We start from the raw sequence: 11739 nt of genomic DNA on the forward strand, positions 1-11739 counted from the left end.
AATAGGGCCGTAAACGTGTGTCCGTTCCCCGGACGGAAAAAACTGATCATACATGGCAACCACTACGAGGAAATCGGCTAAGCCTGCTGCGCCCAAAAAAGCCGCAGCGGTAAAAAAGCCGGCGAAAAAGACGGAAAAGAAGCATTTACACGACATCCATGCCGCACTGGAGACCTATTTCGGTTTCAGGGATTTTAAGGGAACGCAGGAAACCGCCATCAACAGCATACTCAACGGAAAAGATACGTTCGTGATCATGCCTACCGGCGGCGGCAAAAGCCTTTGCTACCAGCTCCCCGCCATGATCCTTCCCGGCTGCGCCATCATCGTATCGCCGCTGATTGCGCTGATGAAGAACCAGGTAGACCTGGTGCGCGGCTACAGCGAAAAAGACGAAGTGGCGCATTTCCTGAACTCTTCGCTTAACAAGGGACAGATCAAAGCGGTGAAGGACGATCTCACCGCAGGCAAGACCAAACTGCTGTATGTAGCACCCGAAACCCTTACCAAACAGGAGAACCTGGAATATTTCAGCGATCTGCCGATCTCGTTTTTTGCGGTGGACGAAGCGCATTGTATTTCCGAATGGGGTCATGACTTCAGGCCCGAGTACCGCAGGCTGCGCGAGATGATGGACATCATTAACCCCGAGGTGCCGGTAGTGGCGCTGACGGCAACGGCCACACCGAAAGTGAAAAGCGATATCATCAAGAACCTGGGTCTGCGCGAGCCCGATGTATTCCAGTCGTCCTTCAACAGGTCCAACCTGTACTACGAAATACAACCCAAGATCACCAAAGACCAGACGGTGAAAAGCATTGTCAGGTTCATCGCGGGTCATAAAGGCAAAAGCGGTATCATTTATACGCTGAACAGGAAAACAACCGAAGAATTATCGGAGATACTGGTAGCCAATGGCATCAAGGCCGTGGCCTACCATGCCGGACTTGACCAGAAACTGCGTGCCGACAGACAGGATGCCTTCCTGAATGAAGATGTACAGGTAATCGTAGCCACGATCGCATTCGGTATGGGCATCGATAAACCCGATATCCGGTTTGTGATCCACTTCAATATTCCGAAATCGATCGAAAACTACTACCAGGAAACCGGCCGCGCGGGCCGCGATGGCATGGAAGGCCTCTGTGTACTGTATTATTCGCATAAGGACGTGTCCAAGCTGGAGCACCTGATGCGCGATAAACCGCTCAGCGAAAGAGAAGTGGGCGCGCAGCTGATCGATGAAACGGTAGCCTATGCGGAAAGTTCCGTTTGCCGGCGTAAAATACTGCTTCATTATTTCGGAGAAGAATGGGACACACCCAACTGTGGTAACTGCGATAACTGTCTGCACCCCAAAGAAAAAATAGAAGCGAAGGAAGAAGTTGTCAAAACACTGAAAGTGATCAGGGCGCTCGATGAAAGGTTTACCGCAGACTATGTGGTGAACGTGCTGATGGGCAAGCCTACGCCGCAGATCAACCTGTACCGTCATGATGCATTGCCGGTGTTTGGTATCGGTAAGGATAAGGAGCCCCATTTGTGGAACAGCCTGATCAGGCAGATGCTGCTGGAGAACCTGATCAAAAAAGACATCGAAGAATACGGTCTGCTGAAGCTTACGGAAAAAGGAGAGAAATTCCTTAAGAAACCATCATCCTTCAAGATCGTACTGAACAATCTTTTTGAAGATGCGCAGTTCGATGAGGACGAAAACGAAGGCGGATCGCAGAGCAGTGCGGCAGCTGATGAGAAGCTGTTCAATATGCTGAAAGAGCTGCGCCAGAAAGAGGCCAAGCGAAAATCGCTGCCGCCCTTTGTTATTTTCCTGGAAACATCGCTGCAGGATATGGCTACCCTCTATCCCACCACGCTGCAGGAGCTTGAGAAATGCCAGGGTGTAAGCAAGGGCAAGGCCTTGAAATACGGCAAACCCTTCGTGGAGATGGTCGCGAAATACGTGGAAGAGAATGATATCGTAAAACCCGATGACTTTGTGATGAAGAGCGTGGCCAATGCCGCCAACAACAAGATCTATATCATCCAGAACGTTGATAAAAAAATACCGCTCGAAACCATCGCCAAGAACAAAGACCTTCGTCTCGACGAGCTGCTCGAGGAAATGGAGACCATTGCCGCCAGCGGCACCCGTCTCAACCTCGACTATGCCATCGATGAATGGCTGGACGAATACGAACAGGAAGATGTGATCGAATACTTCAAGAACTGCGAAACTTCTTCCTTACAGCTGGCGCTCGAAGAACTCCAGGAACATAATTTCAACTGGGAGCAGCTGAAGCTGATGCGGATCAAGTTTTTGAGTGTGTACGGGAACTGATAACAGTCGCTGAATGCTGTAAGGCTCCGCTGCGCAGGTTCCGGTTTGATGGCATGCGATTCTTTTTGTTAACCTGATTGAGTGGCCTCAGAGCCGCGGATGTTGATTCTCTTTAAAATTATTCCCGGCGCTTTCAGGCGCCGGGTCTGTTTACTGCTGACATCAGGTATAAATACGCTAAAACAGGTAACAAATCTTTATTTGCTTTGCGGTATGTCCTGCACCCAGGTATGCATACATTATGTTTGGGCAACGCGATCGCGCCGCCCCACACTGGTCATGCCCTGCCGAGGGCAATTGTTTACACATATCCGGGAAAACGCTTTACTCAAAGGGATACATCTCGACAGGATCAATGGCCATACAGATCATGTGCATTGCCTGGTTTGGCTGCAGCCCGCGCAATCTTTGGCTTCGGTGGCGCAGCAATTGAAAGGAGAGTCTGCCTATTGGTTCAATGTTCTGTCAGGTATAAACAGTGCTAAACTGCAATGGCAGGAAAGTTATTTTGCGGCTTCTGTGAGTCTTTCAGGATTGTCTGCTGTCAGGAAGTATATTGATAACCAGGAAGCACATCATGCTGTTAAGACATTTGAAAAGGAATATGATGAGTTGATGAGGGAATATTTGTTTATTAAGGACCTGGATAACAGTATTATCAGCTATAGGCGTAACATCAGGCGCTAAAGCGCCGGTCAAAATTTTTTTAGCTTTCTCTTTATCCACGGCCTAAAGGCCGCGGCAAACCTTAATGGGCCGGGCAAATGCCAAATATTACGGCAAACTTTGAATGATGCGGTAAACGCTGAGGCCGCGGCAAACCTTAAAGGGCCGGGCAAATGCCAAATATTACGGCAAACTTTGAATGATGCGGTAAACGCTGAGGCCCGGCAAACCTTAAAGGGCCGGGCAAATGCCAAATGTTACGGCAAACTTTGAATGATGCGGTAAACGCTGAGGCCGCGGCAAACCTTAATGGGCCGGCAAATGCTAGATGTTACGGCAAACTTTGAATGACGCGGCAAACGCTGAGGCCGCGGCAAATGCTGAGTGACGTGGCAGACGTTAAAAGACCGCGTAAGGGATGGGGAATAACCTCGCTTATAATTGCCGGATCAATTCCTTGGCCTTGTCAACTTTGAAGGCACCTTCCACCTGGCGGGTATCAAAAACCATGAAATAGTAGAAACGGGTACCGGCGGTTTCGGCCCAGGTATTGCCCAGCCTGCATTTGGCGGCGCTATCCGAGTTATCCCTGTCATCGCCTTTTGTTTCGAGCACAATGATATTACCCGATGTGGTGACGATGATAAAATCCGGGTAGTGGTTGCTTTTGAAACCGTTGATGGCAAACCCTTTTCCGCGGCTGAGGTTGCGGTGCCAGAATGCAATATTCGGCAGACTGGAAATATCTGCGATCACGGCCGCTTCAAAATGGTTCATATCCGCCTCCTGCTCATAGAGTGATTTGCCGATGGCGGGACCAAGTCTTCCCGGGACAAGTGTTTCCGGGAATTTCCATTCGGGTGCTGCAAGTATTTTCCTGAGCTTCAGCGTATCGTTGAACCTGAGCTCTGCGTAACGGTCTGCCAGCTCCCTGATCTTGAAACGGATCTTCGAAGCGTAATTGGCAGGCTGTACAATCATATCCCGCAGAATTTCCGGCGACTGGTTCTGGACGATCCGCGCTACATAGGTGGAGATTTCCTGGTCGGCAATCGGGTATAAACTTCCGATTGACTGCATAACAAGGTGTGCGATATTTTTAACCTGTCCTTCTTTTGGCTGCGCGAGTATGTAATCGATGATCGGGTTCCTGTTATCCGGATCTGCGATCTTGGTATACTTGGGCGTGTATTCGTTAACACCCGTCTGCTCAATATCTACCTTGAAAAGATCGGAAGCGGCCTGTTCAAAATCGATCTTGGTATCTTCGTTGCCAAGCCTGAAATCTTTCAGTAACGACTCCTGGTTCAGCAATACCTTACCCGTACCGAAGATGTCGTTTTTAGGTGTTTCCAGATAGAATTTCGGCAGCAGTATGTCTGCAGCCAGCAACCTGTTGGCTTCCGATATCCGGTAATGGGGCACTTTATTGGGCATTTCCTGGAAAAAATTTTCATCAGGATTGTTGGCGCCCACGACCTTCTCGAATTCTTTTTCCTGCTGTTCAGCCATTCCTGCTATCTCCGAAACCACCTGGTCGTTCACCGCGCCGCCGTTTGCCGGCTGGTAGGATATCCTCCCGATATCGATATCGGGTTCCGCAAGGGTGTTCTTCTGTTCGGGAAAAAGAAACCGGTCAAGCGGTTTCTGCACCACCTGTTTCTTCTCTTCTTCCTGCATGGTATCGCACTGCCGGTAATCGTTCTCGCTGAATCCCGATGCCTGCAGGCCCCGTACAATGTTCTGAAGTGTTTCGTTGAAACGCGCCGAAGCCGTAAGTACATACGATACGTTCAGCAGGGTTTCGCTGTGCCGGCTTACATAGGGCTGTCTTAATACCCGCCCGAGCAATTGCTCCACTTCCACCGCAGAAGACCTGTCGGCAAGCGACGCGAGCACATAGGCAAACGGACAGTCCCATCCTTCCTTCAGCGCGTTGATGGTGATGATGTATCTTACGGGACAGTCTTTCGACAGCAGGTCCACTCCCTTCAGCTCGTCTTTTTCTGCGGTCTTGATCCTGATCTGCTCTCCTGGAATACCGATTTTCAGCAGCTGTTCCTTTATTTTTTCAAAAGTGGTATTGTCTTCGCTGGTCCTTGACTGCGCCTGAAACAGCACGATGGGCCGTATATAGCGGCCGCCGTTCTTTTCCTGCTCCACCGCTGCCTGTTCCAGCCTGCGCTGCAGGTGAAGCGCGCTGTTGATCACATCGGTCTTGTCATGGTGGTTGTAAACGATCACCGGCAGCTTGACCATATGTTCTTTCTTCAGCTCGATAGCGGGTACCAGGCTGATGATATTGCTGTTATCTCTTGGTGTGGCTGTGAGATCGAGAATAAAAGAAGGATTCAGCGATTTCATCATATCCACGCTCAGGTCGCTTTCTGCGTTATGGCTTTCATCCACCACCAGAACGGGTTGCAGACTGCGGATCACATTAACCAGCGAGGTTTCATCTGCGTCTTCCAGCAGCGGGGTATCACTGGTGTACCGGGCGGTAAACGAGGAGAGCTGGCTGTTCTGCTGGTAGGTTTTTCTGTCTTCTTTATTGCGCGCCCGCAGGCTGGCAAAGCTCATCACCACGATCGACAGCTGGTCTTTTACCACGGTGGGGTTAAAATTGGCGCCCTGCAAAAGATCTTTTTTCTCGTATACCTCCACCCTGTGCCGGAAAAGGCTGTTCAGTTTCTGCCGGTAGGGATGATCGGGGTTGCGAAGATTGTTTACCGTCTGGTCCAGCAGGTTGCTCCAGGGCACCAGCCAAACCACCAGCCTGGCGGCCGATATAGGAAAATGACCGAAGATCGTCTGCAGCGCATGGCAGGCGATAAAGGTTTTACCGCCGGCAGTGGGCACTTTGATGCAGATATGCGCGGCATTGGGAATCGTATTCTTGTACGGCTGCATGCCCTGACCCGAAACAGGGTTGTATGGGCCGATCCTGTCTTCCCAATAGGTATTGAACGCCTGCGCGGTGCTCAGGTACTTATCCAGATAGGAGAGGTACGACGCCAGGTCCTTGATAACTCTTTGCTGGTAGCTTTTCAGTTCCATGACTAAAAGCGTTTGATATCCCGCGGGATCTTTTTGAAAATGATATTACGCTCAAGCATAAATTCGGGGGAGAGCAGGCAGTTGTCTGCATAAAAAATATACTGCAGCGCCTTAGTGGCAACGGTGCCGAGCAGGTCGAAATCGAGTGTGGTCAGTGCGTTTTTCTCATAAATGAAATAATAGGCTGTGTCTTCTTTCGTGCCCAGCAGGTAGGGTTCGTTGCCGTTTGCATGGCGTGTGTACCGGCTGCGTGTTTCACTGTACCAGATGTATTCCCTGATCTTTTCGGCATCGATGGATTCGTTGAGGAAATCCTGGTTCTCCCCGGCAAAAAGCGGTTTGCCCAGCGAGTAAAAGTCGAATGCACCGGGGATGCCTTCCGTATCGCCGTAACCGCTGATCACACGCTTCACCCTTTCGGCAGTGATGGTATCCGCATAGTCTTCCATTTCGATCAGGATGAATTTGCGGTTGCCGCCATCCTGTTGGTTGGCGTTTATCACAGCATGGCCGGTTGTTCCGGAACCTGCGAAGGAATCGAGTATGATATCATCCGAGGATACAGCGATCCAAAGTATTTTTTCGATCAGCGTAACAGGCTTTGGTGTTTCAAAGGGTGATTGTGCATCCTGAAACACTTTTTTTAATTCCTGCTTGGCCGATTGGTTATGTCCGACTTCGGTATAAGGCCAAATTGTGAGGGGAACAATACCATCTTGCACATCAGACAGGAAACGCTTCAGTCTGGGCATATTCGATCCGTTTTCACCCCACCATATTCTTTTGTCATTATCGAATTCTAGGAATTTCTCCCTGGAAATACTCCAGCTTCTGCCTTTTGTAGGATAAAACTCCTTTTTTGAAGGAGACAGTACTGGATAGATGTCTTTCTGCGTTTCTCTTTTTACAGTCAGATCACTGGATGTCCATACACCACGTGGATCCTCGTCAATATTTTTATACCTGGAATCCTGGTCTTCGGTTCTGGTTAAAAGATTACGCCGCCATAATGATTTGTTTTTTGCATAACAGACCACGAAATCATGGTTATCGGAAAAGAATTTGGCATCATTTTGCGGACTGAATTTTTTCTGCCAGATAATGTTGTTGACAAAATTGGCGGTCCCAAAAATTTCATCGCAAACAAGTTTCAGATTTGCCTGTTCATTATCGTCAATCGAAATAAATATCGCACCGTCTTCGCGAAGCAAGGAATAGAGCAGACGCAACCTCGGATACATCATACAAAGCCACTTGTCGTGTCTTGACAGGTCCTCGCTTTCCTTTCCCACCACTTCGCCCAGCCATTTTTTGATCCTGGGGTCGTTCACATTGTCGTTGTATACCCAGTTCTCATTGCCGGTGTTATAGGGCGGGTCAATGTAAATGCATTTGATCCTGCCTTCGTATTCCGGCAGCAGGGCTTTCAGCGCTTCGAGGTTATCGCCGTGTATGATCTTATTGCCGCTGCCGGCCGGTTCGGCGGTTTCACCGTTCCTGTCAAACCCGTACCGGTGCTGCAATACCCTGAACGGAACGTCCCGGTGATGGTTCATCACCTTTTCTTTTCCTATCCAGTGAAGTGTGGGCATCCGGCAGTTGGTTTCCGTCTGAAAATGTCGCTAAACGACAGATTTGTTATATAAAGACAGTAAAAGTACTTAAAAGTGCAATTACTATACTTTAAAGACAGAAACAAAACAATCGGTTCTTGAATTTTGGATCGTGAAAAAAGAGCTTGGATACCGTATCAGGAAACTCAGGGAAAGCCGCGATTTTACACAGGAGAATATGGCGGCGGAACTGGGTATAACCGGAGGCGCGTATGCCAAGATCGAACGCGGCGAAACCGATCCCTCTTTTACCCGCCTTCACGATATCGCAGACATACTCGGCGTATCCGTTGCCAGCCTGATCGGCGGCACAGGCGCATCCCCCAATGAAACAGGAGAGCCCGCTGTTGGATACGGCGCCGTATCCCGGTCCGAAATAGACCACCTTACCCAGCTGATCGGCCGCGCTAACAGAGAAATCGAAAAGATCAGGACAGAACTCGCCGCGTTGAAAAAAAGGCGGTAGCCGGGGTTGCGGCCCGGTTGACTGCCATTTCCTCAAACTGTGACAATACTGCCCCGTATATTCAAATACGGGAAATTTCCCCTGTTTCAACCAGTCCGGTCTCGGTTACTTTGGCCTGTGGGACGGATGTGTTCCTGTAAATTTTGCATCACCTGTTAAACCGGTTTAACAGGCTGGCACCAAAGTTGTATGCATACAGAAGCAGCGCAACTGTTCGGCAGGGTGTCTTTTCAACATCCCCGGACCACATTTTATAACGGCTTAATCGAGGAAATATGTACATACAGAACCTACAACCCGGGCTGGTCGATATCATAAGTTATGTGACCGTTCTGGCGCAGAAGAACGGGCGCCTGGTTTTTAAAGTGCTGGACCTGGAAGGGCGTATTGCCAAAACAATACAGGCCTATGTAAACGAAGGCAGGCAGCAACTGGAACTGAATATGGGTGATCTCGTATCGGGCCGTTATGTACTGAATGCTTTCAGCAACGATATTTTTATCAAATCGATCCGGTTCGATAAACAGTAAGTCTTCTTCAATTGGGGGTATGCATATTGGTCCTGCTTCGGCAGGGCCATTTTTTTTGGAGCGATTGGCGGATTATGGATTCGCGGATTGGGAATTCTTCTCTGCGGGACTCTGCTCCTCACCGTCTCTGCGGTGAGAATCTGCTGATTGCCATCAATCTGAGTGGTACAAGTTTTTTTACCGCAGAGGCGCAGAGAGTGACATAGTCACGCAGAGTAAGTAATCCGCGAATCCATAATCCACTAATCCAATAATCGATCCAAAATGCCTACTTTTCCAGGCTGATTTTCGGGTATTTATTCAATTAAAACCAAAGTTTATGGCTATTCCAGTGGTTGATCTTGCGGATTTCCTTAGCGGGGATCCGGGCAAGAAAGCAGATTTTGTACAGTTGCTCGGCAAAGCGTACGAGGAGGTGGGTTTTGTGGCGGTTAAGAATCATGGTATTCCCGACGAGCTGATCGCCAGCCAGTACGAATATGTACAGCAGTTTTTTTCGCTTCCCCTGGAGAAAAAACTGCATTACGAAATCGAGGGACTTGCCGGCCAGCGCGGGTATACCAGTTTCGGGCGCGAGCATGCCAAGGGCAGCGAGGCGCCGGATCTGAAAGAGTTCTTCCAGTACGGTCAGACCGTGGAAGACAGCGATGCCATCAAAGAGGAATATCCCGACAACGTACAGGTGGCAGAGATCAAACCCTTTAATAAAACGCTGTTCGATGCCTACCGTGCTTTTGAAAAAAGCGGGAAATCACTGTTGCGGGCCATTGCGCTGTACCTTGGCCTGGAAGAACAATATTTTGATGCGCATATCAGGAACGGTAATTCCATCCTGCGCTGTATCCATTACCCGCCCATAACCAAGGAACCCAAAAGCGCTATCCGCGCCGAACAGCATGAGGATATCAACCTGATCACCTTACTCGTAGGCGCTTCTGCCGATGGTCTGCAGATTCTGACCAAGCAGGGCGAATGGGTGAACGTTACCTCCCTGCCCGAGCAGATCGTGGTGAATGTGGGCGATATGCTGCAGCGGCTCACCAATAACAAACTCCGCAGCACCACCCACCGCGTGGTGAACCCGCGGAGAGAACTCTGGCATACCAGCCGTTTCTCCATGCCCTTCTTCCTGCATCCCCGCAGCGAAATGAGTCTTGCCTGCCTCGGCAGCTGCATCGATGCAACCCATCCCAAAGCCTATCCCGACGCCACGGCAGGAGAATACCTGGATGAGCGGTTGAGAGAGATCGGGCTGAAGAAATAGGGAGGGAACGGGGGAGCAGGGGAACAGAGGAACAAGGAACGGGGAACAGAGGAACAAGGAACGGGGAACAGAGGAATAAGGAATGTCGAATGTCGATCGGAAAGGAGGGGAAGAGAATAATGAACAGATGAACAAGGAATGTTGAATGTCGATCGAAAAGGAAGAAAGGAGCAGGGAGCAGGGTTGGCGGGGGTGACTGTTGGGTTAATTTTTATTGTAGACGAATACAAACGCTTTTCCTGCTCTTTCGCGGAGGATGGCCTGTATGTGATGGGGTTTGCGGATGATTTTGTGGCGGCGGAGGTGGATGATTTCGTTGGCGGTGCAGAATGCCGTCCAGTTCTCCACATGATACAGCACGGCGTTCAGCCTATCAAGCTGCCTGTCGAATTCCGCGGCACTGGTATGTGCTGTGGCGGATACCAGAAGCAGATCCCTGGAAAAGCCATTCATCCCTGATCGTTTTGCTTACTTATGACTGGGGCATCCGCAGAACTTCGTTCCGTTGTTTTTCTGGAAGATACCGCAGGACGTGGTGCTCAGCATCATCAGCAATAACAGGATAACGAAGATTTGGTTTACTTTCAGTTTCATAATCTGGTTCTAAATTACAGCTTTCAATACGATCGCCGTCAAACCGAGCAAGCTGACCGGAAATTTTAACATACGAAAAGTGCTGGTGGCCCCGCTCGACTGGGGACTTGGTCATGCCACCAGGTGCATTCCGGTTATACAGGCCCTGCTTGGCCATGGTTATGAAGTGGTGCTGGCTGCGGAGAATGCACAGGCTTCCCTGCTGCAGGCCGAATTTCCGCAACTGCCCTGTCTGCCGCTGCAGGGGTACCGCGTACGTTACAGCCGCTCGCGCCGGTGGCTGCCGTTCCGCATGCTTTGGCAGCTGCCCGGCCTGTTTCGTATCATTAAAAAAGAACATGCATGGCTCGACCGGGTGATCGATGAACACCGTATAGACCTGGTGATCTCGGATAACCGGTACGGATTGTATTCGAAGAAACGGCCCTGTATTTTTATTACGCACCAGCTAACGATCAAAGCCCCGTTTACATGGCTGGAAAAAAAATTACAGCAGGTCAATTATCGCTATATCAACCGGTTTACCGCATGCTGGATACCGGATACCGGCGGGGAAAACAACCTTGCGGGTCTGCTCGCGCATCCTGCGGTAAAACCGCTTATACCCGTTCGGTATATTGGGTTGCTATCACGTTTCAACAGAAAACCGGCGCCCATCGTTTATGATTACTGTTTCCTGCTCTCCGGTCCCGAGCCGCAGCGTAGCATACTGGAAAAGAAAGTGATCGGGGGATTGCGGGATGTACCCGGGCCGGTACTGCTGGTCAGGGGGCTGCCTTCCGAAACCGGTATACCCGCGGTTCCGTCCAATGTAACCGTTGTGAATCATTTACCCGGCAAGCGGATGGAGGAAGCGATCCAACAAAGCGGTCTGGTCATCAGCAGAAGCGGGTACACTACGGTGATGGAGCTGGTATCGATGCAGAAAAAAGCCCTGCTCATTCCTACGCCCGGACAAACGGAGCAGGAATACCTTGCGGCAAGATTGCACCGGCAAGCGGCTTGTTATTCGGTATCGCAGGAAGCATTCAGCATGCAGGTGCATCTTGCTGCCGCAAAAGCCTACGAACAGAAGGTAGCCGGCATAACGGTATTCGACCCTTCCGAGATACAGCAGTTGCTGCAGCAGCTCTGAAACGGAAACAGGTTTTCTCAGCGTCGCTGGATGCATTGCGCAATGGATATTTCAGTATAACAGCAAAACAAATGCA

Annotated in this window: 10 protein-coding genes; 6 read left to right on the forward strand and 4 right to left on the reverse strand. The window is 50.1% G+C overall.

The features are described from left to right. The first annotated feature begins 52 nt into the window (after nucleotides 1-52). Both recQ and tnpA read left to right on the forward strand, forming a co-directional pair. Nucleotides 53-2338 (forward strand): DNA helicase RecQ, encoded by a 2286-nt coding sequence (gene recQ, locus GWC94_RS00325; protein ID WP_161833017.1) that lies wholly within the window; start codon nucleotides 53-55, stop codon nucleotides 2336-2338. A gap of 81 nt (nucleotides 2339-2419) precedes the next feature. Continuing rightward, on the forward strand, nucleotides 2420-3025 hold the full coding sequence (tnpA, locus tag GWC94_RS00330) for an IS200/IS605 family transposase (RefSeq protein WP_202628589.1): 606 nt from the start codon (nucleotides 2420-2422) through the stop codon (nucleotides 3023-3025). A 414-nt stretch (nucleotides 3026-3439) separates the two neighbouring features. Here tnpA and GWC94_RS00335 read toward each other — a convergent pair whose 3' ends face one another. Then, nucleotides 3440-6061 (reverse strand): DEAD/DEAH box helicase, encoded by a 2622-nt coding sequence (locus tag GWC94_RS00335; protein WP_161833018.1) that lies wholly within the window; start codon nucleotides 6059-6061, stop codon nucleotides 3440-3442. A gap of 2 nt (nucleotides 6062-6063) precedes the next feature. Beyond that, nucleotides 6064-7653, reverse strand: coding sequence for a site-specific DNA-methyltransferase (locus tag GWC94_RS00340; protein WP_161833019.1), 1590 nt, complete (start codon nucleotides 7651-7653; stop codon nucleotides 6064-6066). A 133-nt stretch (nucleotides 7654-7786) separates the two neighbouring features. Between GWC94_RS00340 and GWC94_RS00345 the strand changes: the two genes are divergently transcribed. From GWC94_RS00345 to GWC94_RS00355, 3 genes are all read left to right on the forward strand, one after another. Beyond that, nucleotides 7787-8140 carry a helix-turn-helix domain-containing protein gene (locus GWC94_RS00345; protein ID WP_161833020.1) on the forward strand — a complete coding sequence of 118 codons (354 nt, stop codon included), beginning with the start codon at nucleotides 7787-7789 and terminating at the stop codon, nucleotides 8138-8140. 275 nt (nucleotides 8141-8415) lie between these two features. Beyond that, on the forward strand, nucleotides 8416-8670 hold the full coding sequence (locus GWC94_RS00350) for a hypothetical protein (RefSeq protein WP_161833021.1): 255 nt from the start codon (nucleotides 8416-8418) through the stop codon (nucleotides 8668-8670). A 319-nt stretch (nucleotides 8671-8989) separates the two neighbouring features. After that, on the forward strand, nucleotides 8990-9934 hold the full coding sequence (locus tag GWC94_RS00355; protein WP_161833022.1) for an isopenicillin N synthase family dioxygenase: 945 nt from the start codon (nucleotides 8990-8992) through the stop codon (nucleotides 9932-9934). 204 nt (nucleotides 9935-10138) lie between these two features. Here the strand turns inward: GWC94_RS00355 and GWC94_RS00360 are convergent, their stop codons facing one another. Together GWC94_RS00360 and GWC94_RS16900 are read right to left on the reverse strand one after the other, a co-directional pair. Further along, nucleotides 10139-10387, reverse strand: a complete 249-nt coding sequence (locus tag GWC94_RS00360) for a hypothetical protein (protein WP_161833023.1) — start codon at nucleotides 10385-10387, stop codon at nucleotides 10139-10141. Nucleotides 10388-10402: 15 nt separating this feature from the next. Then, nucleotides 10403-10528 (reverse strand): hypothetical protein, encoded by a 126-nt coding sequence (locus GWC94_RS16900; protein WP_262886234.1) that lies wholly within the window; start codon nucleotides 10526-10528, stop codon nucleotides 10403-10405. 79 nt (nucleotides 10529-10607) lie between these two features. Between GWC94_RS16900 and GWC94_RS00365 the strand changes: the two genes are divergently transcribed. Next, nucleotides 10608-11663, forward strand: a complete 1056-nt coding sequence (locus GWC94_RS00365; protein ID WP_161833024.1) for a glycosyltransferase — start codon at nucleotides 10608-10610, stop codon at nucleotides 11661-11663. Nucleotides 11664-11739: the final 76 nt, after the last annotated feature.

The sequence above is a fragment of the Sediminibacterium soli genome (assembly GCF_009939225.1).
Taxonomy (GTDB): Bacteria; Bacteroidota; Bacteroidia; order Chitinophagales; family Chitinophagaceae; genus Sediminibacterium; species Sediminibacterium soli.

Bases quoted from the DNA above. Each gene is read 5' to 3' on its own strand.
- recQ (WP_161833017.1), top strand. From the start codon at position 53: ATGGCAACCACTACGAGGAAATCGGCTAAGCCTGCTGCGCCCAAAAAA.
- GWC94_RS00335 (WP_161833018.1), bottom strand. From the start codon at position 6,061: ATGGAACTGAAAAGCTACCAGCAAAGAGTTATCAAGGACCTGGCGTCG.
- GWC94_RS00340 (WP_161833019.1), bottom strand. From the start codon at position 7,653: ATGCCCACACTTCACTGGATAGGAAAAGAAAAGGTGATGAACCATCAC.
- GWC94_RS00350 (WP_161833021.1), top strand. From the start codon at position 8,416: ATGTACATACAGAACCTACAACCCGGGCTGGTCGATATCATAAGTTAT.
- GWC94_RS00355 (WP_161833022.1), top strand. From the start codon at position 8,990: ATGGCTATTCCAGTGGTTGATCTTGCGGATTTCCTTAGCGGGGATCCG.
- GWC94_RS00360 (WP_161833023.1), bottom strand. From the start codon at position 10,387: ATGAATGGCTTTTCCAGGGATCTGCTTCTGGTATCCGCCACAGCACAT.
- GWC94_RS16900 (WP_262886234.1), bottom strand. From the start codon at position 10,528: ATGAAACTGAAAGTAAACCAAATCTTCGTTATCCTGTTATTGCTGATG.